Origin of the sequence: Lachnoclostridium sp. An131 (genome assembly GCF_002160825.1) — a bacterium.
In the GTDB taxonomy this organism is placed as follows: Bacteria; Bacillota; Clostridia; order Lachnospirales; family Lachnospiraceae; genus Laedolimicola.
Genome location: NZ_NFLI01000017.1, coordinates 26,226 through 51,884, shown reverse-complemented (window position 1 = coordinate 51,884; position 25,659 = coordinate 26,226). Strand labels below are relative to the sequence as shown.

23 protein-coding genes are annotated in these 25,659 nt (G+C 53.0%); 20 read left to right on the top strand and 3 right to left on the bottom strand.

All coding sequences use genetic code 11. From position 1 onward, the window contains the following. The first annotated feature begins 10 nt into the window (after window positions 1–10). Together B5E77_RS13730 and B5E77_RS13725 are read left to right on the top strand one after the other, a co-directional pair. The gene (locus B5E77_RS13730; RefSeq protein ID WP_087165922.1) at window positions 11–805 is read left to right on the top strand and encodes a PHP-associated domain-containing protein; all 795 of its coding nucleotides are present in this window, start codon (window positions 11–13) and stop codon (window positions 803–805) included. 22 nt (window positions 806–827) lie between these two features. After that, window positions 828–1,661 (top strand): MurR/RpiR family transcriptional regulator, encoded by an 834-nt coding sequence (locus B5E77_RS13725; protein ID WP_087165921.1) that lies wholly within the window; start codon window positions 828–830, stop codon window positions 1,659–1,661. Between the two features lie 2 nt (window positions 1,662–1,663). Here the strand turns inward: B5E77_RS13725 and aroE are convergent, their stop codons facing one another. Beyond that, window positions 1,664–2,542, bottom strand: coding sequence for a shikimate dehydrogenase (aroE, locus tag B5E77_RS13720; protein ID WP_087165920.1), 879 nt, complete (start codon window positions 2,540–2,542; stop codon window positions 1,664–1,666). Window positions 2,543–2,875: 333 nt separating this feature from the next. Between aroE and B5E77_RS13715 the strand changes: the two genes are divergently transcribed. The 11 genes from B5E77_RS13715 to B5E77_RS13665 all read left to right on the top strand — a co-directional run bounded on the left by B5E77_RS13715 (window position 2,876) and on the right by B5E77_RS13665 (window position 15,688). Then, window positions 2,876–3,181 (top strand): hypothetical protein, encoded by a 306-nt coding sequence (locus B5E77_RS13715; RefSeq protein ID WP_087165919.1) that lies wholly within the window; start codon window positions 2,876–2,878, stop codon window positions 3,179–3,181. Between the two features lie 79 nt (window positions 3,182–3,260). Further along, window positions 3,261–3,455 (top strand): CooT family nickel-binding protein, encoded by a 195-nt coding sequence (locus tag B5E77_RS13710; protein ID WP_087165918.1) that lies wholly within the window; start codon window positions 3,261–3,263, stop codon window positions 3,453–3,455. A 102-nt stretch (window positions 3,456–3,557) separates the two neighbouring features. Further along, the gene (locus B5E77_RS13705; protein ID WP_087165917.1) at window positions 3,558–4,331 is read left to right on the top strand and encodes an ATP-binding protein; all 774 of its coding nucleotides are present in this window, start codon (window positions 3,558–3,560) and stop codon (window positions 4,329–4,331) included. Between the two features lie 30 nt (window positions 4,332–4,361). Further along, a complete protein-coding gene (gene cooS, locus B5E77_RS13700; RefSeq protein WP_087165916.1) occupies window positions 4,362–6,254 on the top strand; it encodes an anaerobic carbon-monoxide dehydrogenase catalytic subunit in 1,893 nt (630 codons plus the stop codon). Window positions 6,255–6,292: 38 nt separating this feature from the next. Then, complete coding sequence (locus B5E77_RS13695) at window positions 6,293–7,054, top strand: ATP-binding protein (protein ID WP_087165915.1); 762 nt, start codon at window positions 6,293–6,295, stop codon at window positions 7,052–7,054. Window positions 7,055–7,084: 30 nt separating this feature from the next. Then, window positions 7,085–9,208, top strand: a complete 2,124-nt coding sequence (acsB, locus tag B5E77_RS13690; protein ID WP_087165914.1) for an acetyl-CoA decarbonylase/synthase complex subunit alpha/beta — start codon at window positions 7,085–7,087, stop codon at window positions 9,206–9,208. An 89-nt stretch (window positions 9,209–9,297) separates the two neighbouring features. Next, the gene (acsD, locus tag B5E77_RS13685) at window positions 9,298–10,239 is read left to right on the top strand and encodes an acetyl-CoA decarbonylase/synthase complex subunit delta (protein ID WP_087165913.1); all 942 of its coding nucleotides are present in this window, start codon (window positions 9,298–9,300) and stop codon (window positions 10,237–10,239) included. Window positions 10,240–10,263: 24 nt separating this feature from the next. Beyond that, on the top strand, window positions 10,264–11,622 hold the full coding sequence (gene acsC, locus B5E77_RS13680) for an acetyl-CoA decarbonylase/synthase complex subunit gamma (protein ID WP_087165912.1): 1,359 nt from the start codon (window positions 10,264–10,266) through the stop codon (window positions 11,620–11,622). 126 nt (window positions 11,623–11,748) lie between these two features. Beyond that, window positions 11,749–12,537: a carbon monoxide dehydrogenase/acetyl-CoA synthase methytransferase subunit gene (gene acsE / locus B5E77_RS13675; RefSeq protein ID WP_087165911.1), complete on the top strand. Its 789-nt coding sequence runs from the start codon at window positions 11,749–11,751 to the stop codon at window positions 12,535–12,537. 227 nt (window positions 12,538–12,764) lie between these two features. Then, the gene (gene acsB / locus B5E77_RS13670; RefSeq protein ID WP_087165910.1) at window positions 12,765–14,900 is read left to right on the top strand and encodes an acetyl-CoA decarbonylase/synthase complex subunit alpha/beta; all 2,136 of its coding nucleotides are present in this window, start codon (window positions 12,765–12,767) and stop codon (window positions 14,898–14,900) included. Between the two features lie 209 nt (window positions 14,901–15,109). Then, the gene (locus B5E77_RS13665; RefSeq protein ID WP_087165909.1) at window positions 15,110–15,688 is read left to right on the top strand and encodes a CDP-alcohol phosphatidyltransferase family protein; all 579 of its coding nucleotides are present in this window, start codon (window positions 15,110–15,112) and stop codon (window positions 15,686–15,688) included. Window positions 15,689–15,754: 66 nt separating this feature from the next. On the opposite strand, the gene fliB is transcribed toward B5E77_RS13665, so the two are convergent. After that, a complete protein-coding gene (gene fliB / locus B5E77_RS13660; protein WP_087165908.1) occupies window positions 15,755–16,906 on the bottom strand; it encodes a flagellin lysine-N-methylase in 1,152 nt (383 codons plus the stop codon). 198 nt (window positions 16,907–17,104) lie between these two features. On the opposite strand from fliB, the gene B5E77_RS13655 reads away from it, so the two are divergent. Genes B5E77_RS13655 through B5E77_RS13640 form a run of 4 tightly spaced genes read left to right on the top strand, consistent with a single transcriptional unit; the run spans window position 17,105 to window position 22,000 of the window. Then, the gene (locus B5E77_RS13655) at window positions 17,105–17,722 is read left to right on the top strand and encodes a TetR/AcrR family transcriptional regulator (protein ID WP_087165907.1); all 618 of its coding nucleotides are present in this window, start codon (window positions 17,105–17,107) and stop codon (window positions 17,720–17,722) included. A 50-nt stretch (window positions 17,723–17,772) separates the two neighbouring features. Continuing rightward, the gene (locus B5E77_RS13650; protein ID WP_087165906.1) at window positions 17,773–19,602 is read left to right on the top strand and encodes an ABC transporter ATP-binding protein; all 1,830 of its coding nucleotides are present in this window, start codon (window positions 17,773–17,775) and stop codon (window positions 19,600–19,602) included. Beyond that, a complete protein-coding gene (locus tag B5E77_RS13645) occupies window positions 19,599–21,347 on the top strand; it encodes an ABC transporter ATP-binding protein (RefSeq protein ID WP_087165905.1) in 1,749 nt (582 codons plus the stop codon). Before B5E77_RS13650 ends, B5E77_RS13645 begins: the two co-directional genes overlap by 4 nt. 47 nt (window positions 21,348–21,394) lie before the next feature. Then, a complete protein-coding gene (locus tag B5E77_RS13640; RefSeq protein WP_087165904.1) occupies window positions 21,395–22,000 on the top strand; it encodes a permease in 606 nt (201 codons plus the stop codon). Between the two features lie 9 nt (window positions 22,001–22,009). On the opposite strand, the gene B5E77_RS13635 is transcribed toward B5E77_RS13640, so the two are convergent. Beyond that, window positions 22,010–22,906, bottom strand: coding sequence for a LysR family transcriptional regulator (locus B5E77_RS13635; RefSeq protein WP_087165903.1), 897 nt, complete (start codon window positions 22,904–22,906; stop codon window positions 22,010–22,012). A gap of 239 nt (window positions 22,907–23,145) precedes the next feature. On the opposite strand from B5E77_RS13635, the gene B5E77_RS13630 reads away from it, so the two are divergent. From B5E77_RS13630 to B5E77_RS13620, 3 genes are all read left to right on the top strand, one after another. Continuing rightward, the gene (locus B5E77_RS13630; RefSeq protein ID WP_087165902.1) at window positions 23,146–23,646 is read left to right on the top strand and encodes a flavodoxin; all 501 of its coding nucleotides are present in this window, start codon (window positions 23,146–23,148) and stop codon (window positions 23,644–23,646) included. Window positions 23,647–23,690: 44 nt separating this feature from the next. Next, on the top strand, window positions 23,691–24,809 hold the full coding sequence (locus tag B5E77_RS13625) for an aldo/keto reductase (RefSeq protein ID WP_087165901.1): 1,119 nt from the start codon (window positions 23,691–23,693) through the stop codon (window positions 24,807–24,809). An 81-nt stretch (window positions 24,810–24,890) separates the two neighbouring features. Next, entirely contained in the window at window positions 24,891–25,634 is a 744-nt protein-coding gene (locus tag B5E77_RS13620) for a carboxymuconolactone decarboxylase family protein (RefSeq protein ID WP_087165900.1), read from the top strand. Window positions 25,635–25,659 lie beyond the last annotated feature (25 nt).

Genomic DNA, 25,659 nt, shown 5'->3' with positions numbered 1-25,659 from the left:
GGAAAAAACAGTGTATCTTGATTTTCACACACATGGGAAACTGGCAAAAAAACTGCCGTTTTCCACTGCTTATACGGACTGGCTTTTTGGAGAGGCCAGGGGAGCAGGGCTGGATGCCCTGTGCCTGACAGAGCATTTCAACACTCTTCAGTTTGATGAAGTGTATGGATATATCCTTTCCCGCTCTGAACGGGAAGGGGACACACTGATTACGGAGAATGGGCTGCGGATTTTTGCGGGAATGGAGACGGATATTGCGGAAGGAGGCCATATTCTTTCCATTGGACGGCCGGAGGAGATTCTTGAGCTGAACCGGAGACTGGAGCCTTATAAGGAAAAGGAGAAGTTTCTTCCTTTTGAAAAACTGGCAGAGCTGTTTTCTGAATATCCCGTTCTGGTGGGAGCCGGACATCCATTTCGGGAAGGCGGACATATCCCGAAGCTTCCCCGGGAGCTTCTGGAGCGTTTCGATTTTCTGGATTTGAATGGAAAGGATATTGCGGAAGACCGGGAAGAGACAGAGAGGAAGACCTATGCTTTGGGAGCAGAGCTTGGAATTCCTGTCACCGCGGGAAGCGATACCCATCAGGCTGTGCAGTATGGCTGCATTCGTACGCGTTTTGAAAGAGAATTTTGTACGATCGAAGAATTGAAGGAAGAAATGAAAAAAGGCCGGTATGAGATTGTGATCTCCGACTATGCGGCTTTTCAGGTAAAAACTGCGGGAATCTTAAAAAGAGCTCTGAAAGAGATTCATGCTCTGGGCGGAGACTATGTCCGTGTGCTGCTTCAGGGAGCTGAATAGAAAAATAAAAAGAGGATGAAGAATGGTAGTTGCGATCCGCGCGGAAGGGGTCAGTTATACGAAGTCTGACCTGCGCATACTGGAGTATATAGAAAATCATACAGAGGAATTTCTGCTGATGAGCATCGGCCAGCTGGCCGGAGAGCTGGGAATGTCCGAGGCCACGGTCTCCCGGTTTGTGCGCCATATCGGATATGGGGATTTCAAGGAGCTGAAGAGCAGGATTGCCCGGGAAAGTACGGGACGGGGCGCGGCGAGAAAACTGGCAGAAACCCTGATGAAGGACGGGGGCTTTCAGCTTCAGGAGTGGTTTGCCCACCAGCAGGAGTGCCTGGAAAAGACTTTTGCCCATACAGACCCGGAAGAGTTTGAACGGGCAGCAAAGGCTGTCGGGGAAGCCAGGCATATCTATATTCACGCGAAAAACGCTTCCGCTTCCATGGGACAGCTTCTGTTTTTCCGGCTGCGGCGTCTGGGCCTTGACGTGTCTCTGATTCCCAGCGGAGGCTCAGAGGTTCTGGAGGGGATCGCCCACGCAGGAAAAGGCGATCTGGTGATTACTTTTGGCTTCGGAAAGCTTTCCGAGGAAGGGCGCATCATTTTGAGCTGTGCGGAAAAGGCAGGCTTTCGGACTCTGCTGTTCACCGGCCGGCTGTACGCGCTTCCGGAACAAAAGGCGGACATCAGCCTTTATGTCTGCCGGGGAGAAGATGAAGAATATCATTCCATGACCGCGGCAGCCGCAATGGCTGACGCCCTGGTACTGGCTGTCTCTGAGCAGAGAAAGGAGAGTTCCGCCAAAAGTCTGGTGCGGGTTCAGAAGCTGAAGGAAGCTTACCGGAAGAAGGAACTGTGAGTTTACTCGCTGAAGTATTTTCTGCGCACCGCCTCCACCGGCATTTCCATACCGGTCCAGTCCTGGAAAGCCTTTGCGCCCTGGTGAAGCAGCATGTACATGCCGTTGAAGGTACGGCATCCGGCTTCCCGGGCGGTTTTTAAAAGAAGGGTCTCCCGGGGATTGTAGATCACATCTCCCACGGTCAGCTCCGGATGCAGCCAGGAGGGATCGGTGACGAGGGAGGCATCCGTATTGGGCGCCATCCCCACAGAGGTGGCATTGATGAGAGCCTGGCTTTTCGCCAGGCTCTTTTTGAGCTGGGCGGAATCGGCCAGATCGTAAAGATTCAGCCGGCAGGAGTATTTCCCGTGGATGCGTCTGATTTCCTCTTCGATGAAACGGGTGGAAGCGCTTGCGCTTCGGGCAAAGACATCGATGGATTTTGTACCGTCCAAGGCAGCCTGGGCGAGAATCGCGGCCGCGGCTCCGCCTGAGCCCAGAAGGGTGATATGGGTGCCCCGGGCTTCAAAGCCTGCGTCAGCCATGGACTGCATGAAGCCATAGCCGTCCGTATTGTCTCCCCAGAGAATACCGTCCTGATTGACAATGGTATTGACGGCGCCGCTTAAGAGCGCCGCGTCAGACAGTTTGTCGGCCCGCTCATACATCAGCCGCTTTAAAGGCATGGTGCAGTTCCAGCCTGCGGCATTCAGGGTGAGCAGGCCGTCCACAGCCCGTTCAAAATGTTCTTCATCTACATCAAAGGCCAGGTAGGCGTAATTCAGGTTCAGAAGCCGGAAGGCTTCATTGTGCATGGCCGGGGAGACGCTGTGGGAGACGGGGCTTCCCAGCAGGCAGACCAGCCGTGTTTTTCCATTGATTTCAAAATTTACGTTCATAACTGTTCTCCTTACAATATCTAATATCATACGATACCGCGCTGCTTTGAGAGTACAAAAAAATGCCGGAAAAGTCAATGATGCCCATGGAAAATTTCCTACAGAATGCAGGAAAAAACAGGGCCGAAGAACAGGAAAAATGCGGAAAACACGCCTGTATTCCGGAAATGCACAAAGTGTGCAGACAGGGTGAAAATGTACGAAAATAAAAACAATCCGCCGTGTGGAAACAGACAAAATCGACTTGCCTAAATGAAAGCTATGGGGTATAATTGAATTAAATTTGACAGGAATTTAACATAATATCCGAAAAATCGACAAGGAGGAAAGATCATGCATATTGTAGATGGAGAACATGGACATGCCCATGGCCACGCTCATGAGCATGCCCATGATCATGTCCACGAACACTGCGGCAGCTGCGGCGGATGTGAGGATAAAAAGCCGGGAAGCGAGCAGGAAGCCCTGCTTTCCTATATGCTTGACCATAATAAGCATCACGCGGCTGAGCTGGCTGATGTGGCAAAGAAATTCCGGGAGACCGGAAAAGAAGACGTGGCCGTCCAGATTGAGAAGGCCATTGAAAATTTTGATAAGGGAAATCTGTATCTGAGTCTGGCGCTTTCTCTGGTGAAATAGTACAATAGTACCAGAGGGGAAAAGAAAGAACATCGGACGCCGGACAGCATGAGCAGAAAGTCAAAGGAGGCAGATATTTATGTGTTTGGCAACGGTATATAAGACAGTAAAGGACACAGAAGAGGTTGTTCTGAAGAATGTCAGCAAGATTTATGTGGAGGGCAGCAGTGTCCGCCTGATTGATATTATGGGAGCGGAGGTTACTGTAGAGGGAAGCATTTCCTTCGTGGATCTGGCGAATTCCATAGTCAAGCTGAACTGTCCGGCCGCCTGACCGGCCGGGACACCGGAACTTATCAGAAAGAAAGACATGCAGGCGGGAGCTTTGCTCCCGTCTGCGGAAATAAAAGGAAAATAAAAGGCAGGAGAAATGAATATGGCATATACGATTGCTGTAGCCGGAAAAGGCGGCGTCGGCAAGACGACGCTGACAGGGCTTCTGATTCAGTATCTGTGCAGCAAAAAGAACGGCCCTGTCCTTGCGGTGGACGCAGACGCGAATTCAAACCTGAATGAGGTACTCGGCGTGGAAGCGCCCGAGACTCTGGGAGAGATTCGGGAAGAGGTAGCGCGGGCGGAAGTGTCGGGAGAGAATCCCATTCCGGCTGGTATGTCCAAGCAGGACTACATGGAGATGAAATTCGGGGACGCTCTTTCCGAGCAGGATGATTATGATCTGCTTGTGATGGGACATACCCAGGGAAAGGGCTGCTATTGTTTCGTAAACGGGCTTCTGACGACGCAGATCGCCAGATACGCCAAGAATTATAAATACGTTGTCGTGGACAATGAAGCAGGCATGGAGCATATCAGCCGCGGAATTCTTCCGTCGGTGGATACAATCATTCTGGTCAGCGACTGCTCCCGCAGAGGCGTGCAGGCCGTGGGCCGCATCGCGAAGCTGATTCCGGAATGCGGACTGAAGCCGAAGACGGTGGGCCTGATTGTGAACCGGGCTCCGGGCGGAGTGCTCAATGAGGGAACGAAAGAGGAGATCGAAAAGCAGGGACTTACACTGCTTGGAGTAGTTCCCCAGGATGAACAGGTGTTTGATTTTGACTGTGACGGGAAGCCGACCGTGCAGCTTCCGGAGGACTCTCCGGTGCGGAAGGCCCTGTATCAGATTATTGATAAGCTGGATCTTTCATAAATATAAATATAAAAAGCTAGGAGGTTTATAATGGGAGATTTTAAATTGACGACGGTGGAAGAATTTGAAGCCGCAACAGCCAGACTTCTGGAGACAGGAGCAAAGGTAGGAGCCGACTCATGGCAGCTTCGTGTGAAGAACCAGACCCCGCACTGTAAATTTGGTGAGCAGGGTGTCTGCTGCCGAATCTGTTCCATGGGACCCTGCCGCATCACACCGAAGGCGCCGAGAGGAATCTGCGGCTGCGACGTGCACGGTATCGTTGGACGTAACTACCTGAAATTCACGGCAGGCGGAGCTGCGACTCACTCTGACCATGGCCGTGAGATCTGCCACACCCTGTATCATTCTTCCGCAGACGGAAGCTACAAGGTAAAGGATCCGGAGAAGCTGACACGCATCGCCAAGGAATGGGGCATTGAGACCGAGGGCAAGGATATCTACGATCTGGCTCATGAGGTTGCTTACGAGGCTCTGATGGAGTATGGAAAGCCTTTCGGATATTCCCGCTGGATTGCCCGTGCTCCGAAGCACACCCAGGAGCTCTGGGAGAATGCAGAGATTGCTCCCCGTGCTATTGACCGCGAGGTATCCTGCTCTTTACATATGGCGCATATGGGATGTTCTTCCAAGCCGGAAGCTCTGATTCGTCAGTCCTTACGCGCAGGTCTCTGCGACGGATGGGGCGGCTCTATGTGCGGAACCGAGTTCTCAGACGTACTGTTCGGAACGCCGAAGCCCGTTGAGACTGAGGCAAACCTGGGCGTTATGGTAGCAGAGAATGTAAATATCGTTGTACACGGACATGATCCGAGTCTTTCTGAGATGATCTGCGAGTATGCGGATGATCCGGAGATGATCGCGTACGCAAAGAGCTTCGGCGCAAAGGGAATCACGGTTTCCGGTGTCTGCTGTACCTCCAACGAGGTTGCGATGCGCCGCGGAATCCCCATGGCCGGCAACTTCCTGCAGCAGGAGAACGTAGTTCTGACAGGAGCCTGCGAAGCGATTGTTGTGGACGTACAGTGTATCTTCCCGGCACTTGGACCTTTAAGCAAGTGCTTCCATACAAAGTTTATCACCACATCCAAGATTGCGCAGATGCCGGATTCCGAGTTCATCCACTTCACTGTGGAGAGCGCTGCTGAGAAGGCAAAGGCAATTGTAAAGATGGCTATTGAGAACTTCCAGAACAGAAAGCCGGAGCTGGTACACATTCCGGATATGAAGCAGAAGGCGACCGTAGGATACTCTCTGGAGGCTATCAAGAAGGTTCTGGACGGCGTAACCAATTCTCAGGTAGACGAGCTTGGAACCACAAAGCCGCTGGTTGACTGTATCACATCCGGCGTTATCCGCGGCGCGGTAGCTATGGTAGGCTGCAACAACCCGAAGATTCGTCCGGACCAGGCGCACATCGATCTGATGAAGAAGCTGATTGCCAACGATATCATCGTTGTAGCATCCGGATGTTCCGCACAGGCAGCTGCCAAGGCAGGTCTGATGGATAAGGCTGCAAAGGATCTCTGCGGCGACGGACTGAAGAGAGTATGTGAGCTGGCAGATATTCCTCCGGTACTTCATATGGGCTCCTGCGTGGATATCAGCCGTATGATGAATCTGGCAGCCGACCTGGCAAAGGATTCCGGACTGAATATTTCCCAGCTTCCGCTGGTAGGCTGCGCGCCTGAGTGGATGTCCGAGAAGGCTGTTTCCATCGGAAACTACGTAGTAGCTACCGGTATTGATACATTCCTGGGCGTAGATCCCTATGTATCCGGTTCTACTGAAGTAGACAATCTGCTGAAGAGCGGTATCCGCGAGTGGGTAGAGGCCGCTTACACCGTAGAGAAGGATATTGAGAAGCTTGTAGATCTGATGATCGAGAGAATCGAAGAGAAGCGTACGGCGCTTGGAATTTAATCTGTAAAAGTAATGGTAAGTAAGGGAGCGTATCTGGCATGAAAATAGCGATTACAGGAAAAGGCGGAGTAGGAAAGACCACATTTGCGGCCACCCTTGCAAGACTCTACGCGGAGGAAGGCAAGACGGTGCTGGCGGCGGATGTGGACCCGGATGCCAATCTGGGACTGGCTCTTGGATTTCCGGAAGAAATTCTGGATTCCATCGTTCCGATTTCCAAGATGAGAAAGCTCATTGAGGAGCGGACCGGAGCCGGACCCGACAACATGATGTACACGCTGAATCCCAAGGTGGATGATATACCGGATACCTACAGCAAGACTTACAACGGGGTCAAGCTTCTGACTCTGGGAACTGTGGAGACGGGCGGGGGCGGCTGTGTCTGCCCCGAGCACGTGATGCTGAAGAGGATTTTAAGCTACCTAAGCCTCAGAAGCCAGGATGTGGTCATCATGGATATGGAGGCTGGCCTGGAGCATCTGGGACGGGGTACCTGTGAAGGCATGGAGCAGTTCGTGGTGGTCATCGAGCCGGGAGCCAGAAGCGTCCAGACCTATAAAAATGTAAAGCGTCTGGCACAGGATCTGGGAATCAAAAAGGTACGCGTAGTTGCCAATAAGGTACGCGGAGCCGAGGACGAGGAATTTGTCCGTTCCAGGATTCCGGCAGAGGATCTTCTGGGATTCATTCATTATAATTCCGAAGTCATCGACGCGGACCGTCAGGGAAGATCCCCTTATGATGTCAGCAAGACGGCTACAGATGAGATCCGAAAGATCAAAGAGCTTTTAGAGAAATAAAATATACAGTGTATATATGGAGGTAAAACTGTGACATTATTTGATGTAGTTTTCAGTGGAAATGATGCAGTATATGGCCTGACAGAGAAGGCCATTGATGACGCGATTGCGGCGAACGGCGCCGACAAAGCGGTAGCCTTCCCGGATACTGCTTACAGCCTTCCCTGCTATTACGCAGTGACTGGCACAAAAGTGACAAACCTTGGAGAACTGAAGGAAGCTCTCGGGGTTGTGAAGAGCCTGATGACAAGAGAGAAGAGATTGCACGACGCGTTTATGAGCGGTATCGCGACTGCTCTGTGCGCAGAGTTCATTGAGGTCCTGAAATACATGGACGGAGCAGCTCCCTACGCGGCTCCCGAAGCCGGACATCTTCCGGACGCAGCGATCCGTGAGCTGGGCGTGCCGCTGGTAACCGGCGATATCCCGGGCGTAGCCGTTATCCTGGGTGCGGCTCCCACTGCTGAGGAAGGCGTGGAGCTTGTAAAATCCTATCAGGGACAGGGCATCCTGGTAACTCTGGTGGGCGGCATCATCGACCAGTGTGTGGAGAAGGGCCTGAAGATGGGCGCGAATGTACGTGTAATCCCGCTTGGAAAAGACGTGACAGCTGTGATTCACGCAGTTTCCGTAGCAGTCCGCGCGGCTCTGATCTTCGGAAACATCCAGCCGGGCGATGCAGCCGGACTGATGAAGTACACCATGGAGCGTGTACCGGCATTCGTAAACGCATTTGCTCCGCTGAATGACGTAATCGTAGCCTGCGGCGCAGGAGCTATCGCTCTTGGCTTCCCGGTAATCACAAACGAGGAGACCTTCCGTGTACCGAAGAGCCTGATCGTACAGAAGGACGTAAGCAAGTTCAACGCTACCTCTCTTGAGGCACGCGATATCAAGCTGAAAATCACAAAGATCGACATTCCGGTTGCTTTCGCTTCCGCATTCGAGGGCGAGATCATCCGCCGCGGCGATATGCAGGTAGAGTTCGACGGCTCCCGTGTGGACTGCTTCGAGCTGGTACTGTCCAAGGACGCTACTGAGGTAGAGGATCACAAGATTGAGCTGATCGGTCCGGACATCGATGAGATGCCGGAGGGAAGCAAGCAGAGCATTGCCTATATCGTAGAGGTAGCCGGAAAATCCATGCAGAGCGATTTCGAGTCTGTATTTGAGCGTAAATTCCATTCTTATCTGAACTGCGTGGAAGGTATGATGCATACAGGACAGCGTGACATGATCCGTATCCGTATCAGCAAGGAGACCTATCAGGCAGGCTTCCGTCTGAAACATATCGGCGAGGTTCTTTACGCCCGCGTGAAGAGCGAGTTCGCGGCCGTTGTAGATAAGTGCCAGGTGAAGATCATTACAGATCCGGCTCAGTGTACGGAGCTGCGCCACAGCCTTGCTATCCCGATGTTCGACAAGCGTGACGAGAGACTGACCACACTGACAGACGAGGGTGTAGACGTATACTATAGCTGCATTATGTGTCAGGCATTCTCCCCGAGCCACGTCTGCGTGGTTACTCCGGAGCGTCTGGGGCTCTGCGGAGCTGTTTCATGGCTTGACGCGAAGGCTACCAATGAGCTGGACCCCCAGGGACCCTGCCAGGTAATCACAAAAGAGCGTGTTATCGATGAGAGAATCGGTGAGTACGAGGATGTAAATGAGGCAGTGAAGAAGTTCTCCCAGGGCGCTCTGGAAGACGTATCTCTGTACTCCCTGATTGAGAAGCCCATGACCTCCTGCGGATGCTTCGAGTGTATCTGCGGAATCGAGCCCCTTTCCAACGGCGTCTGCATCGCAAACCGTGAGTACGCGGGAATGACACCTATCGGAATGACCTTCTCCGAGCTGGCTTCCATGACAGGCGGCGGAGTGCAGACACCCGGCTTCATGGGACATGGAAAGCACTTCATCTCTTCCAAGAAGTTCATGAAGGCAGAGGGCGGAGTAGCCCGTATCGTATGGATGCCCAAGGACCTGAAGGAGCAGGTGGCAGACAGACTGAACGCTACCGCAAAAGAGCTCTACGGTATCGAAAACTTCACTGACATGATCGGTGACGAAACCATCGCGGAAGATCCCGAGACACTGCTGGAGTTCCTGACAGAAAAAGGACATCCGGCACTTGGCATGGAGCCGATGATGTAGTATAATATTAGATAATATTTGGCTTTGCGCACAGGCAGAGAGGAGTCTGTGCGTAAGGCCATGTTAAAGAATAAGGAGGTAATTGACAAATGCCGTTTACTGGAAAATCAGGAAAGTTCAATGCTGCCATCCGTACCGTGGAAATCGGAACCGGAGATAAGGCAGTGAAGCTCGGCGGAGAGAATGTGATGCCTTTCTACACATTCGATGCGCCGATTGAGAATGCGCCGAAGATTGGTGTTATGATCACAGACATGGGCCTGGAGAATGAGCCCGCTGGAGTGAAGGAATACTACGCAGGCGCTTCAAGCTTTGCAGAGATTGCAAAGAAGGCAGAGGAGATGCCGGGAGCAGATTTCGTTGTGCTTCGTTTCGAAGGCGCAGATCCCAACGGTGAGAACCGTTCCGTTGAGGAGTGTGTGGCTATCGCAAAGGAAGTAGGCGACGCCATCACCGCTCCGCTTGTAATTGAAGGATGTAAGAATGTAGAGAAGGATGCTGAGCTGTTCGCAAAGGTAGCAGAGGCTCTGCAGGGCAAGAACGTACTGATCATGTCCGCAAGAGAAGAGAACTACAAGGGTGTTGCAGCAGCAGCCGGCCTTGCTTACAATCAGAAGGTAGGCGCTGAGTCCGCAGTAGATATCAACCTTGCAAAGCAGCTGAACGTTCTGATCGGACAGCTGGGCGTGGATCCGGCAAACGTAGTGATGAACGTAGGCTCCGCGGCAGCCGGATACGGCTTCGAGTACGTGGTATCCACCATGGACCGTGTAAAGGCAGCAGCTCTTTCCCAGGGCGACGTACAGCTTCAGATGCCGATCATCACCCCGGTAGCTGACGAGGCATGGAATGTAAAAGAGGCTATGGCTTCTGAGGCAGACATGCCGGAGTGGGGCTCCCAGGAAGAGCGTGGCATCGACATGGAGATCGAGACAGCCGCAGCAGTGCTTGCATCCGGTTCCAATGCAGTAATTTTGAAACATCCGGCCTCGGTTGCAACGATTTCAAAATTAATCAAAGAACTGGTTTAATCGAGGGAAGGAGGAGAAATTACCATGGCATTGAAAGGCTTGGATATCTTTAAATTAACACCGAAGACAAACTGTAAGGAGTGCGGCAGCCCGACCTGTATGGCATTCGCCATGAAGGTAGCTCAGGGCGCCGTAGAGATCAGCAAGTGTCCTCATATGTCCGAGGAAGCGCTGGCTACTCTGTCTGAGGCAACCGCACCGCCTATGAAGACCATCAAGGTAGGAACAGGCGAGGCTGAATATACACTGGGCGGCGAGACCGTTCTGTATCGTCATGAGAAGACCTTCGTAAGCAAGACAAGATATGCGACAGCGATTTCCTGCTGCGACGAGAATATGGACGCGAAGCTGGAAGAGCTGAAGAAGGTAGACTATGACCGTATCGGCGAGCGCATGCATGTGGAGATGCTGTATCTTACATACTGCGGAAGCTGTGACGCTGCAGGCTATGCCGCATTCGTAAAGAAGGTAATGGACGAAGCTCCGGACAAGACCCTCGTTCTGGATTGTACAGATGTAGACGCTGCAAAGGCTGCTCTCGATGTATGTAAGGACAAGAAGCCGATCCTGGACGGCGCTGACGCTTCCAATTACGAGGCAATGAGCAAGCTGGCTACAGAGGCTGGCGTGGTTCTGGGTGTTCGCGGCGCAGACATAGGCGAGCTGTACGATACCGTAGCGGCTGTTGAGAAGCTGGGCAACAAGAACCTGGTTCTGAACGTGGGAACCGCTTCCATCAAGGATGCTTTCGCAACCACCGTACAGATCCGCCGCGCGGCTCTGAAGGATACCAACCGTACCTTCGGATATCCGTCTATCGTGAACGCAGCAGCTCTGGCAGCCGGAGATTCCAGAATGCAGGCAGCCCTGGCTTCCCTGTTCACTGTAAAATACGGCTCCATCGTGGTAATGGAGGGCATGAGCTACGCACAGGCACTTCCGCTTTACGGTCTGCGTCAGAACGTATTCACCGACCCGCAGAAGCCCATGAAGGTTGAGCCGGGCATCTATTCGATCAACGGCGGAGACGAGAATTCCGTATGTCTGACCACTGTAGACTTTGCTCTGACCTACTTCGTAGTATCCGGAGAGCTGGAGCGTTCCGGCGTTCCCTGCAACCTGATCATCAGCGACGCAGGCGGACTTTCCGTACTGACTGCATGGGCAGCCGGCAAGCTTTCCTCCACTTCCGTATCCAAGTATATTCAGGAGAACGTAGAGGACAAGGTTAAGTGCAGAAAGCTGATCATCCCCGGAAAGGTAGCCGTACTGAAGGGCGACATCGAGGCGAAGCTTCCTGGCTGGGAAGTAATCGTAGCTCCCAACGAGGCTGTACAGCTTGTGAAGTTCTTAAAGGACATGCAGGCAAACGGCGAGATCTAAAGCAGACTGCCAAGGTTTTGTGAATATGCGGGGCGGCTGCCAGAGCAGCCATGCGGGCCTGAAGCTTTCTGATTTCTGCTGAAGCGCCTGGGCAGTCTGTCTCCGCCAGAATAAAGGAGAAGAACTATGTCAAAATTCATTGTAATCGGAGAGAGACTCTCCACTACTGCACCGGCAATTAACCGTGCATTTTCCGGAAGAGATCCGGAGCCGATCCTGAAAAGAGCAAAGGAGCAGCTTGACGCAGGCGCTACCTATCTGGATGTAAACATCGGACCGGCAGAGAATGACGGACCGGAGCTGATGAAGTGGGCTGTTGAGCTGCTGCAGAGCAACTTCGACAATGTTCCGCTGGCTCTGGATACCTCCAACAAGGCAGCTATCGAGGCTGGTATCTCTGTTTACAACCGTTCCAAGGGAAAACCGATCGTAAACTCCGCTGACGCTGCAGGAAGAATCGAGTACATCGATCTGGCAGCTGCCAACGACGCGATCGTAATCGCTCTCTGCAACGGCGAAGGAATCGCCAAGGACAACGACGAGCGTATGATGTACATGCAGACCATGATGGAGCGTGGTATGGAGCATGGCATGAACGTAGAAGAGGATATGTGGTTTGACCCGCTGTTCCTGGTTATCAAGGGAATGCAGGACAAGCAGATGCAGGTTCTGGAGTTCATCAAGATGATCTCCGATATGGGCATGCAGAGCACAGGCGGACTTTCCAACAACTCCAACGGAATGCCGAAGCACATCCGTCCGATCATGGACTCCGCAATGGTAGCTATGGCTATGATGAACGGACTGACCTCCGCTATCGTAAATCCCTGCGATCTGCGTCTGATGGAGACCATCAAGTCCTGTGATATCATCAAGAACAACAACCTGTACGCAGACTCTTATCTGGAGATCTAATCTGCAGAATAACAGCAGTGCAGAATCATCCATAAATCAATAACGCCCTTTCCGAGAGCAAAGGCTTTCAAGGCCCGGTTCACGGAACAGGGCGTTTTTGTATGCCCTGAATCCGTCTGTCGCGTTTGTGCGTTTTTTACAAAACCCCCTGCCGGGGTTATTGACTTCCTTGTACACGAGTGATAAAATTTAGACAATAAGGATAAAAATCCAAGGAGGACCTGACTATGAGCGTGTTAACTGATTTGATTTACGGCGGCTCCAATGCAGTGGCAGGACTCACAGAAAACGCTGTGAACGAAGCGATTGCGAAATACGGAGAAGACAAAAAGGTAGCGATGCCGGATACGGCGTATTTCCTGCCGACGATTTACGCGGCGACGGGCGTTAAGGTGACGAAGCTTGGCGATCTGCCCGCATGCGTGGGCGTTCTGAAGAGCCTGATTACCAACAAAGAGGATTTGGGAGAGGCTCTGAACGCAGGACTTGCCACAGCAGTGGGAGCAGAGATTCTGGAAGCTCTGAAGTATGTGGACAATGCAGATCCCTATGCTGATGAAAGCGGAATCGGCTTTGTGCCGGACCCGATCATCCGTTCTCTGGGCGTACCGCTGGTAACAGGTGATATCCCGGGCGTAGCCGTAGTGCTTGGCAAGGCTGACAATGCCGAGGATGTGGTAAACGTAGTAAAGGATTACCAGAGCAAGGGTATCATGACCTTTATGGTAGGCGATGTCATTGAGCAGTGTGCAGAAGGCGGCGTAAAGCTGGGTCTGGATTTCCGTGTAATTCCGCTGGGACATGACGTAACCTCTGTCATCCATGTAGTGACCGTAGCTGTCCGTGCAGCCCTGATCTTCGGCAATCAGACGCCGGGCGATCTGCCGGGACTTCTGAAGTACACGAAGGAAAGGGTTCCTGCCTTTGTAAATACCTTCGGCGCTCTGAACGAGGTCGTAGTTTCCGCAGGAGCAGGCGCTATCGCCCTTGGCTTCCCGGTTGTTGTAGACGTGGATCTGGGAGAGAACCAGGTTCCGGGCGCACTGGAGTCTGTGACCGATCATTCCATGACGGTAAAGAAATCACTGGAGCTGCGTAATATCAAGATTAAGGTAACGGAGATTGCGATTCCGGTAGCCTTCGCTTCCGCATTTGAGGGCGAGGTGATCCGTAGAGGCGATATGCAGGTAGAGTTCAGCTCCCATAAGGCACCCACCTGTGAGCTGGTAGAGACCGTTTCCGCAGACGAGATCGAGGATCATAAGATTACGATTGTTGGAAAGGATCTGGACGAGCTGGAGCAGGGACAGACCTTTGCGCTGGCGACCTATATCAAGGTAGCGGGAGCGAAGATGCAGTCCGATTTTGAGCCGGTTATCGAGCGTAAGATCCATGCATGGTACAACTACATGGAAGGCGTAATGCACACCGGACAGAGAAACCAGATTCGTGTCCGTGTCAGCAAGGACGCTTATGAAAAGGGACTCCGTCTGAAAGATTTCGCAGAGGTTCTCTATGTGATGATCATGGACGAGTTCGATATCGTTGTAGATAAATGTGAGATCGAAATTGTAACAGATACCGAGAAGGTACAGGAGATTCTGGAGACGAAGGCTATGCCGGCTTACGCTGCAAGAGACGAGCGTCTGGAGACTCTGACTGACGAGAGTGTAGACAAGTTCTATACCTGTACGCTCTGCCAGTCCTTCGCTCCGTCTCACTGCTGCGTGGTGACTCCGGAGCGTCTGGGACTCTGCGGCGCCGTATCCTGGCTGGATGCCAAGGCGACCAAGGAGCTGAATCCGGAAGGCCCCTGCCAGCCGATTTCCAAGGAAGGCTGCGAGGATGAAGTAAAGGGTATCTACCCGGATGTAAACCGTATGGTGGAAGAGGCGACCCACGGCGCTCTGTCCCGTGTAACCCTGTACTCCATCATGGAAGACCCGATGACCTCCTGCGGATGCTTCGAATGTATCTGCGGCATCGAGCCCTTCTCCAACGGCGTTATCATCGCGAACCGTGAGTATGCAGGCATGACTCCTCTCGGAATGACCTTCGGAGAGCTGGCCAGCATGACAGGCGGCGGCGTGCAGACACCGGGCTTCATGGGACATGGACGTCATTTCATTGCCTCCAAGAAGTTCATGAGCGCTGAGGGCGGCTTTGAGCGTATCGTATGGATGCCCAAGGAGCTGAAGGACGATGTGGCTGAGAGACTGAACAAGGCGGCCAAGGAGAAATATGGCATCGACAACTTCACAGATATGATCGCGGATGAGACCATTGCGACCGATGAAGAGGCACTGATGGCATTCCTGACCGAGAAGAACCATCCGGTACTTGGACTGGATCCGATTATGTAAGACAGCCGAAGCTGTATGATGGAAAACCAGATACCCTGCAGTATGTGCTGCGGGGTATCTGATTTTATAGGGGCTCTCTGAAGGAGGAAGGATGAAGCCGGGATTCTCAGGCGGCTGGAAATACTGAGACTGCCGGGCCACAGGCATGTATGATGCGGCGGACAGCTGGCAAAGGATTACGATAAAGGAGAAACCAAAGGAGAAAACTGATGCATCCTGAAACAAACAACACGAACAGTACTCAGAAGAAAATCGTTACGATCCCCAATATTCTGTCTTTTTTCCGTCTCTGCCTGATCCCGGTGATCATCTGGCTGTATATTGGGGAGAAAAATTATCTGTGGGCGGGAATTGTCCTGATTCTGTCCGGGGCGACCGATCTGGCGGACGGTTTTATCGCGCGGCATTTCCATATGATCAGCGATCTGGGAAAGGTGCTTGATCCGGTTGCCGACAAGCTGACCCAGGCAGCCATGCTGTTCTGTCTGTGCACCCGGTTTCCGCTGATGATACTTCCTCTTGTGCTGATGATTGTGAAGGAAGGCTTCATGGGAATCTCGGGAATTATGATTATCCGCAAAACAGGAAGCGTGTTCGGGGCAGACTGGCACGGAAAGGCGGCGACTGTGCTGCTTTATGCAGCCATGATTGTTCATGTGTTCTGGTATGAGGTTCCGGTGCTGGTATCGGATCTGATGATTGGGGCCTGCTCCCTGATGATCGTCATATCTCTGATCCTGTACGCAAAGCACAATATCGGGATCCTGAAAGGTGAAAAAAGAAAGTGACCGTCCGCAGCAAAGACGCAGGGGCAAAAGCTTAAGAAGCAAGGGCAGGAATCTGAGAAAGCGATCTTAAGGAAGCAGGGAAAACAGGGACGTCAGAGAAAACAGGCGTTCCTGTTTTAATTTCTGTTCCAGCAGATTTCTGTTCTGATCGGAATGCTCCAGCTCCCGCGCAAATCGCCAGGCAGTTTTCTGAAGGGTCTCTGCAGTGACGATATCAGGGTCCTGCAGACATTCGGCACGGAAAAGCTCGCGAATCATAACCATGGAAGCAAAGGAAAATTTCATCTTTCCCCAGGCATCTCCATCATAGACGGCGCCGGCAAAATAGGTAAAGAGAAAATAGATCATCAGCTGCTCGGTGACTGTCTCGGAAAACAGAGCCTGAAAAGGTGCGAGCTGTTCCGGCGAAGGAGAGGTCTCCTGCATCAGAGTTTTTTCAGCTTTTTTGCGGTATTGCCGCCAGTCCCGACGCAGAACCTCCATCTGTTCCAAACTGGAGAAGAGACGGCGGAGCGCCTGTGACGCCAGAGAGGATCCGGAGACTTTCGCGCTGTTCAGCCGCAGGCACAGCTTCTGCTCTGTCTCTTCCCAGATTTCCGGTGAACTGCAGCGCTTTAACAGAGCTTCTGTTTCAAAAAGCCGTCCGCGCCGGATCAGAAGCTGAAAATCATGGGTCAGGGCCAGAACCAGAGCCAGCCGCAGGCGGAGAGGGCGTTCCCGTTCCTGAAGAATCCGGAATATCAGGCTGCGGACGTCCATCAGCTTGGTGAACAGGAAAAAGTCAAACTCCGAATAATTTTCTGTCCTGTCGTTTTCCCCATGGAGAAAGCGGACAGGCTCGCGGCATTCCAGAATCAGCTTTGCGGCTGCGGGACAGGAGAGAGACAGGGACATTTCCCTGAGACCTTCGAACTCTTCGATATGGCGGGGATAAGTCCTGCATGTCCGGCAGAAAGCCTTCTTTCCGCCGCCCTCCAGGTACAGATCACAGAGATTTTCTTCATTTAAGAAGGCACAGCGGCCATGGTACTGCCGGAAGCAAGCCTCTTTCCAGTTGATCTCGTTGTGCAGGCGGCTCCCCAGGGGACCCTTTTGGTTCCGGTATTTTTTCAGGGAAGCCGGATCAATCTGGATCTGCCATCCGGCGCAGCAGGTATCCGGACAAGAGCCTCCGGTGCATTGAAATTTATTCCAGTAATGGGGAACGGTATACTGCATGTCACACACCTCTTTCTCTTTTGCTTTCTGCCCTGTGCTTCCGGCAGACGCGCAGTAACATTATAGACGCAGAAGGAAAAAAGAACAAGAGACAGAAAGAAAATTTTGCCGGAAGCTTGACAGATGGTTTGCAAGAAAGTATAATGTAACAGTGCTATATAACAATGCTATACAGCGCGGAAAAGAAGGAGGAGCCAGATGCAGAAAACGGCTCAGACGACATTGGAACTGATCCACGCCGCTGCGAAAAGGGAATTTCTCGAGAAGGGATTTCAGGCGGCGTCTCTCCGGAATATTGTAAAGACTGCCGGTGTGACGACGGGCGCCTTCTATGGGTACTATGACAGCAAGGAAGAGCTGTTTGAGGCGCTGGCGGGGGAGCAGTACCGGACCTTTATGGGGCTGTTTTTAAAAGCCCAGGAGGAATTTGCGGCTCTGCCGCCCGAGGAACAGCCAAAGCATATGGGAAAGACCAGCGGGGAATGTATGTATGAGATGCTCCGTTATGCCTATGAGAATCTGGAGGAGATGAAGCTGCTTCTTGGCTGTGCGGAAGGGACGCGGTTTGCGGGAATGATCGATGAGATGGTAGAGGTCGAGACGAAAGCCACCCATGCTTATCAGGCAGTGCTGGAAAAGCTGGGAATTCCCTCAAAGCCGGTAGATCCCAGACTTGAGCATATTTTGATTACAGGCATGTTTAATGCGTTCCTTGAATTGATCATACACGAGATGCCGCTTGAGGAAGCAGAGCAGTATCTGGATGAACTGCGGGAGTTCTATACCGCGGGCTGGATGAAAATTATGGGGCAGTGATGCCCTGTAATTTTTAGATATAAGTTAGTCAAAACTAATTATAAGGAGGGTTGGATTTGAAAAAGCAATCAAATCTATCAAGGCTGCTGGCGTTTGCCGGAGGACATAAAAAGCTCACATTTCTGGGCTGTGTCCTTTCCGGAATCGCAGCGGTTCTGGGGCTCGTTCCCTACGTGTGCGTCTGGCTGGCTGCGAGAGAGGCGCTGGCCGTATATCCGGACGTGTCAGAAGCTTCAGGTATTGTCCGGTGGGGCTGGACTGCGGTGTGGTTTGCCGTCAGCAATATCCTGGTGTATTTCGCGGCGCTGATGTGCACGCACATCGCAGCCTTCCGCACGGCCCGGAATATGCGCCATACAGGCGTGGCTCATATTCTGGAACTGCCCCTTGGCTTCTTTGCGGTAGACCAGTCGGGAAGACTCCGGAAGATTATTGATGACAATGCGGCGCTGACAGAAGACCTGCTGGCGCATAAGCTGCCGGATCTGACGGCTGCGGTGGTGACGCCCATAGCGGCGGTCGTCCTGCTGTTCACCTTTGACTGGAGAATGGGACTTCTATGCCTTCTGACCATGGTTCTGGCCTTTGTGTGCATGGCGAGCATGATGGGAGGGAAGAATGCAGGCTTTTTCCACCGCTACCAGCGGGAAATTGAGAAGATGAGCGCGGAAGCCGTGGAGTATGTCCGGGGAATTCCGGTGGTCAAGGTCTTTCAGCAGACGGTTTACTCCTTTAAGGCCTTTTACGCGGCGATCCAGTCCTACAGCGATCTGGCAAGCCAGTATGCCATGAGCTGCAGGAAGGGGCAGACGGCGTTTCTCACCTGCATCAACGGCGGCTTTGCTCTTCTGGTACCGGCGGCGCTTCTTCTGGCTTCCGGAGGGGACGGCTGGGATGTACTGGCTGATTTTATCTTTTATGCCCTGTTTGCTCCTGCCTGCGGCGGTATGATCAACCGGATTATGTACGCTTCCGAGTCTGTTATGGAGGCTAACGAGGCGATGATGAAGCTCGACCAGGTTCTGGAGCAGAAGCCCCTGGAAGAGACGAAGAATCCGAAAAAGCCGGAAAATGAGACGGTCAGCTTTGAGCATGTGACCTTCCAGTATCCCGGTACGGAGCGCCCTGCCCTGAATGATGTGAGCTTTACTGTAAAGGAAGGAACAGTGACCGGGTTGGTCGGACCTTCCGGCGGCGGAAAGTCTACGGCGGCTTCCCTGATTCCCCGGTTCTGGGATGTGGGAAGCGGCCATGTGCAGATCGGCGGCGTGAACGTGCGGGATATGGACAGCCAGGAGCTGATGAGACATGTGGCCTTTGTATTCCAGGATACGAAGCTTTTCAAGGTCAGCCTTCTGGAAAATATCCGAATGTCCCGCCCTGCTGCGACAGTGGAGGAGGTGAAGGCGGCGGCTCACGCCGCCCAGTGTGATTACATTCTTGCAAAGCTGCCCGACGGCCTTAATACTGTGGTGGGAACAAAGGGCGTCTACCTGTCCGGCGGGGAGGCGCAGCGGATTGCTCTTGCAAGGGCAATCCTGAAGGATGCTCCTATCGTAGTCCTCGATGAGGCTACCGCATTCGCAGACCCTGAGAATGAGGCGCTGATCCAGAAGGCGTTTGGCGAGCTGATCAGGGGAAAAACGGTGCTGATGATTGCCCACAGGCTTTCTACGGTACAGCATGCAGACAAGATTCTTGTGATTGACAAAGGAGCTGTGAGAGAGCAGGGAAGCCATGAGGAGCTTTTATCTGCCGGCGGCCTGTATGCTGAAATGTGGAAGGATTACCAGAAGGCGGCGGCCTGGAAGGTAGAGCGAGGCTCAGAGGCAGTCCGTGAACCAGGCGGCATGCCTGTGGGAGAGGAGGAGTATAGATGATTCGAATGCTTCAGCACATATTTGCTCTCAGCAAAAAGGGGGCGAAGGATTTTGTAAAGGCTGTCATATGGTGCTTTTTCTGCAATATCAGCCTGATGCTTCCGATCGGCGTGGTGATGGCTGTGATTCAGTATCTGCTGAACACGCTGGAGGAGGGAGGAAGCCCTGCGGATGGTCTGCTGCTATATACCGGGGCGGCCATTCTGGTGCTGGCTGTTCTGTTCGTTCTCCATTATTTCCAGTATGCGTCTTTGTACCTGGCCACCTATCAGGAGAGCGCGGCCAGAAGGATCGGCCTTGCAGAAACCCTGCGCCGGCTGCCTTTAAGCTTTTTCGGGAACCGGGATCTGAGCGATCTGACAGCTACGATGATCGCGGACTGCTCAAGTCTGGATCAGATGTTTTCCCACTATATTCCGCAGCTTTTTGCGTCCATATGCTCCACGCTGGTGATTGGAATCTGGATGTTTGCCATTCACTGGAGAATGGCTCTGGCGGTGCTCTGGGTATTTCCTTTGGCGGTGCTTTTGACGGCGGGCTCCAGAAAGCTTCAGGATATCTGCGGTACGAGGAACATTCTGGCGAAAAGGGCAGTCACGGATAATATTCAGGAGTGCCTGGAGACGATCCGTGATATTAAGGCCTGCAGCCGTCAGAAGGAATACCTGAATGAGCTGGACGCGCGGCTTGCACATGCGGAGCGGTGCGCGATCCGCTCTGAGCTGGCTACCGGAGTCTTTGTGTGCTCGGCGCAGGCGTTCTTAAAGGCAGGGCTTGCCACAACCGTGCTGACCGGAGCAGGGCTTCTGATAAAGGGAGAGCTTTCCTTCCTGTATTTTCTGGGCTTCCTGTTTGCGGCGGCGCGGCTGTACGATCCGCTGGGGCTGGTGCTGCAGAATATTGCGGCGACCTTCAACGCCAAGCTTCAGATCAACCGGATGCGCGCGATTCTGGAGCAGCCTGTCCAGACCGGAGCAGAGGAATGCGAGCCGGATAATTATGATATTACGTTCCATCATGTAAAATTTGCTTACCGGGAAAAGGAAGGAGTGCTGGATGACGTATCTTTTACGGCGAAGCAGGGCGAGGTCACGGCTCTTGTCGGCCCCTCAGGCGGAGGCAAGTCCACAGCCTGCAAGCTGGCGGCCCGCTTCTGGGACATTCAGGGGGGAAGGATTACGCTGGGAGGCGTCGATATTTCAGGGATAGATCCGGAGGCTCTGATGAAGCATTATTCGTTTGTTTTCCAGGACGTAGTGCTGTTCCGGGATACGATTCTTGAAAACATCCGCCTGGGACGCAGGGGCGCCACAGACGAGGAGGTCTACGCGGCGGCAAAGGCGGCGCACTGCGACGAGTTCGTCCGGGAGCTGCCGGAAGGATACCAGACCATGGTAGGAGAAAACGGCTCTACGCTTTCGGGCGGCGAGCGTCAGCGTATTTCCATTGCCAGAGCGCTTCTGAAGGATGCGCCGGTGATTCTGCTTGATGAGGCCACCGCATCGCTGGATGTGGAGAACGAGACGGCGGTTCAGGAGGCGATTTCCCGGCTGGTAAAGGATAAGACAGTTTTAATCATTGCCCACCGGATGCGCACTGTGACAGGCGCGGATAAGATCGTGGTGCTGTCTGAGGGCAGAGTGGCAGAGCAGGGAAAGCCGGAAGAGCTGTACGAGAAAGGCGGGGTGTATGCTCATATGGTACGGCTTCAGATGGAAAGCCAGAACTGGGCGCTGGAAACCTGATTTGTAAAATGGTTATCCGATGACAGGAGAGGAGCCGCAGCAAAGGGCTGCGGTGTTCTATCCTGCTCAATCCGCAGCTGATTGTATACAGCACGGCCCTTGGGCCGGTGGCTCTGACAGTGCGGATCGTATCCTGTTTTTTCTGCGGAATCGCCGCGGGCCTTCTGATCCGTCTGGCAGGCAGAGGAAAGCCCTTTTTCAATTTCTCAGGCTTTGAGGAGGGGCAGAGCCATGATACGCATCCCAATCCGTTTGTCCGGCTGCTCCGGAATATCGGCCGGAATATACGGATTACAGGGCCCTATTTTCTGTTGGGAATTCTCCTGTCTGCGCTGTTTCAGCGGTATGTGCCGCAGGATCTGATGACAGATCTGTTTGGCGGAAATGAAGCCTTCGGTGTGCTGATGGCAGCTACGATCGGCGTTCCCCTTTATGCCTGCGGCGGAGGTACGATTCCGCTTCTGCAGTCCTGGCTTCTGGACGGCATGAGCATGGGAAGCGCGGGAGCCTTTATGATTACCGGCCCTTCCACGAAGATTACGAACCTTGGAGCCCTTAAAATCGTGCTGGGTCTCCGGCATTTTCTGCTGTACCTGGCTTTTGTGATGGTATATTCCTTTGTGACAGGACTGATTGTAAACCTGCTGGTATAAGGGCAGGCTCTATGGCTGCGGATTCAGCTCTCCTACGGTTTTCACAAACCGAAGCACATCTTCCGGCGCGTTCAGGCTGTAAAGCAGCCCGTAGGGAATCTCATATTCCCAGTCGACAGGAAGGGTCACAAGGCCGGGGTGTACCTCCTGCCAGCACTCGATGGTCAGCAGTACGTTTCCGGTTTCGGCGCAGCGGTTAAAGACCGACAGGTCGTAAAAGGATGGCGTATCCTCAATCCGGATCTCCGGGTGGCGGGTCTCAAGCTCATGACGGAGAAAATCGTTGTGGCCGGAATCGCCCCGTTTCACCATCATCAGGGTCTCCCCATACAGATCTTCCAGCTTCAGGCGCTTCTTCCCGGCCAGGCGGTGCTCTCTGGGCACAGCAATCATCTTCCGGTACATACCGAGAGGAAGAAAATTGCAGCGGGAAAGCCAGGCTCTGGAATCACAGACACCGATCAGAAAATCAAATTTTTCTCCCAGCTTTTCGATTTCCGACAGGATACCGTTGTGGTCGTCCTCGAAGGAAACGAGATGCAGCTTGTAATCGGGAAAATCTTTGTTTACCCGGTACCATAGATCCATAAAGGGCTTGGCCGGATTCAAAAGGGATGTCCCCACGCAGAAGGTATGTTCCTCCGCGAGGAGCGCCGCCCTGGCACTGGCCAGGGATTTCCGGGAATAATCCATGAGAAAACGGGCGTCCTGATAAATGACAGCTCCGGCTTTTGTCAGACGGATGCCGGAGGGAGTGCGTTCGGTGAGCTTCAGGTCCAGCTCTGCTTCCAGCGCATTCATCTGTTTCATGACGGCGGTGGGAGAAATGAAGAGCTTTCCTGCGGCTTTGGTAAAGCTGCCGCAGTCGGCTACGGCGATAAAGGTATCAAGCAGGTGATTGTACATAGATGCCTCCTGATTCGTTTAAATGGTGGGGAAGTTTTGGACTGCGGGTGTTTTATGCGTCTGCAGTCTGTGATTATGCAGTTTATGTTCTCGATAAGTATAAACTATATGTTAATACAACGATAACATATTGGAGATTCCGCGTCAAGAAAGGAGCGTTTATAATAAAACCACAGCATTGGAAGTATAAAAAGGTTCCTGCGCGCAGGCGCCGGGACAGGAAAGTGAGAGGAAGATTTGTGGCGGAACTGATTGCTTTTTTTTCACGCAGGGATGAAAACTACGTAAATGGGCTGATCAAAGTGCTGAACAGGGGAAACACGGAGACCGTGGCTTCGATCCTGCAGAAGCTGACTGGGGCGGAACTGTTTCAGATTGAGCCGGTACAGCCCTATGCAAAGGATTACAACGAGTGTATTGCCCAGGCGCAGGAGGATCAGAGGCGCAGCGCCCGTCCGGAGCTGAAAGCCTATCCGGACAGCATCAGCGGGTATGATACGATTTATCTGGGCTATCCCAATTACTGGGGGACGATGCCGATGGCGGTCTTTACGTTTCTGGAGCATTTTGATTTTTCGGGAAAGACCATCCGGCCCTTCTGTACGCATGAGGGCAGCGGCTTTGGAAACAGCCTGGAGGATATCCGGAAGGCATGTCCGGGCGCGAAGGTGGAACAGGGAATCGCCATTCGGGGCGGCAGCGCGGAGCAGTGTGGAAAAGAACTGGAAAAGTGGATTTGAGTTTTTGGAATACAGAATAAGAATGGAAAAGGAGGACACAGAACATGGCATATTTAGGTGAATCAATCGGAAAGCTTGGCTTCGGCCTGATGCGCCTTCCCCAGAAGGACGGCGTGATTGATGTGGAGCAGACAAAGGAGATGGTAGATCTGTTTCTGGAGGCGGGCTTCACGTATTTTGATACGGCCTGGGCCTACGCCGGGAGCGAGGACGCCATCCGGCAGGCTCTGGTAGAGCGTTATCCACGTGAGCGCTTCCAGCTCGCGACCAAGAACGCGGCATGGATAGGCTGCAAGACAAGAGAGGAGGCTGTCGCCCAGTTTGACACATCCCTGAAGCAGACGGGAGCGGGCTATTTTGACTTCTACCTGCTGCATAATATCGGTGAGGGAAGAACGAAGTATTTTGATGATTTTGATATGTGGAGCTGGGTGCAGGAGAAGAAAAAGGAGGGACTGATTAAGCATATCGGCTTTTCCTTTCACTCTACGCCAGAAGCGCTGGATGAGGTTTTGAATCAGCATCCGGAAATGGAATTTGTCCAGCTTCAGATTAACTACGCGGACTGGGAGAATCCGGCAGTACAGTCGAGAGCCTGCTATGAGGTGGCCAGAAAGCACGGCAAGCCTGTGATTATTATGGAGCCCATCAAGGGCGGCATGCTGGCAAATCCGCCGGAATCTGTGGCGGAGGTATTGAAGAACGCAGAGCCGGATTCCTCGGTGGCTTCCTGGGCAGTACGGTTTGCCGCAAGCCTGGATGGTGTGATCACGGTGCTTTCCGGCATGAGCAGCGTAGAGCAGATGAAGGATAACCTTTCCTACATGAAGGGCTTCCAGGGCCTGAACGGGGAGCAGCAGGCTGTCATTGCGAAAGCGCAGGAGGAATTAAAGAAGATTCCGCTGATTCCCTGCACGACCTGCAATTACTGCGCGAAGGTCTGTCCGAAGAATATCGGTATTTCCGGTTCCTTTACCGCGATGAATCTGCTGACACTTTACAAAGATAAGGCCTTTGCAAAGCATCAGGAGGAATGGCTGGTAGGCGGGCATGGAAAGAACCACGCGGATCAGTGCGTGAAGTGCGGAAAATGTGAAGAGGCATGCCCGCAGCATATCAAGATTCGGGAGAACCTGGAGAAGGTCTGTGAGGCGCTGCTGTAAAACTAAGCCGCGGGTTTATTCCGGGACAGTTGATATAATATTGCAAATAAGTAAGAGAGAAATGACAGGAGGAGAACGATTATGGTAAAACAGACAGCGGGCAGAGATGTCCTGGGAGAGTTTGCTCCCAAATTTGCAGAGTTAAATGATGATGTATTATTCGGCGAGGTATGGTCCAGAGAGAATATCCTTCCGCTGAAAACAAGATCCATGCTTACCGTGACGGCTCTTGTCAGCAAGGGAATCGTGGATTCCTCTCTGCAGGCCCACCTGACGACGGCAAAGAAGAATGGCGTGACCCGCACGGAAATGGCGGAGCTTCTGACCCATGTGGCCTTTTATGCAGGCTGGCCCAACGCCTGGGGAGCCTTCCGCATGGCAAAAGAGGTCTATGCAGAGGACGGCGAAGCCGAAGAGCATGGCGGCTTCTTCGGACTTGGCGAGCCGAATACCGCGTTTGCCCGGTATTTCATCGGACAGAGCTATCTCAAGCCTCTCACAGACGGTTCTAAGACGGTATTTATTGCGAACGTAACCTTTGAGCCGGGCTGCCGGAATAACTGGCACATCCATCATGCCAGGAAGGGCGGCGGCCAGATTCTGGTCTGCGTAGACGGAGAAGGCTGGTATCAGGAAGAGGGCAAGCCGGCCCGGAGCCTGAAGCCGGGCGACGTGGTAACAATCCCTGCGGAAGTAAAGCACTGGCACGGCGCAAAGGCCGGAAGCTGGTTCAGCCATCTGGCTGTAGAGGTTCCGGGCGAGGAGACCTCCAACGAGTGGCTGGAAGCTGTGGACGATGAGGCTTATGCAGCCCTGGAGAAATAAGAGCTTTTCTAGTCCCTATTCATTC

Coding starts and splice junctions, on each gene's coding strand:
- B5E77_RS13725 (WP_087165921.1), top strand. CDS start 828: ATGGTAGTTGCGATCCGCGCGGAAGGGGTCAGTTATACGAAGTCTGAC.
- aroE (WP_087165920.1), bottom strand. CDS start 2,542: ATGAACGTAAATTTTGAAATCAATGGAAAAACACGGCTGGTCTGCCTG.
- B5E77_RS13715 (WP_087165919.1), top strand. CDS start 2,876: ATGCATATTGTAGATGGAGAACATGGACATGCCCATGGCCACGCTCAT.
- B5E77_RS13710 (WP_087165918.1), top strand. CDS start 3,261: ATGTGTTTGGCAACGGTATATAAGACAGTAAAGGACACAGAAGAGGTT.
- B5E77_RS13705 (WP_087165917.1), top strand. CDS start 3,558: ATGGCATATACGATTGCTGTAGCCGGAAAAGGCGGCGTCGGCAAGACG.
- cooS (WP_087165916.1), top strand. CDS start 4,362: ATGGGAGATTTTAAATTGACGACGGTGGAAGAATTTGAAGCCGCAACA.
- B5E77_RS13695 (WP_087165915.1), top strand. CDS start 6,293: ATGAAAATAGCGATTACAGGAAAAGGCGGAGTAGGAAAGACCACATTT.
- acsD (WP_087165913.1), top strand. CDS start 9,298: ATGCCGTTTACTGGAAAATCAGGAAAGTTCAATGCTGCCATCCGTACC.
- acsC (WP_087165912.1), top strand. CDS start 10,264: ATGGCATTGAAAGGCTTGGATATCTTTAAATTAACACCGAAGACAAAC.
- acsE (WP_087165911.1), top strand. CDS start 11,749: ATGTCAAAATTCATTGTAATCGGAGAGAGACTCTCCACTACTGCACCG.
- acsB (WP_087165910.1), top strand. CDS start 12,765: ATGAGCGTGTTAACTGATTTGATTTACGGCGGCTCCAATGCAGTGGCA.
- B5E77_RS13665 (WP_087165909.1), top strand. CDS start 15,110: ATGCATCCTGAAACAAACAACACGAACAGTACTCAGAAGAAAATCGTT.
- fliB (WP_087165908.1), bottom strand. CDS start 16,906: ATGCAGTATACCGTTCCCCATTACTGGAATAAATTTCAATGCACCGGA.
- B5E77_RS13655 (WP_087165907.1), top strand. CDS start 17,105: ATGCAGAAAACGGCTCAGACGACATTGGAACTGATCCACGCCGCTGCG.
- B5E77_RS13645 (WP_087165905.1), top strand. CDS start 19,599: ATGATTCGAATGCTTCAGCACATATTTGCTCTCAGCAAAAAGGGGGCG.
- B5E77_RS13635 (WP_087165903.1), bottom strand. CDS start 22,906: ATGTACAATCACCTGCTTGATACCTTTATCGCCGTAGCCGACTGCGGC.
- B5E77_RS13625 (WP_087165901.1), top strand. CDS start 23,691: ATGGCATATTTAGGTGAATCAATCGGAAAGCTTGGCTTCGGCCTGATG.
- B5E77_RS13620 (WP_087165900.1), top strand. CDS start 24,891: ATGGTAAAACAGACAGCGGGCAGAGATGTCCTGGGAGAGTTTGCTCCC.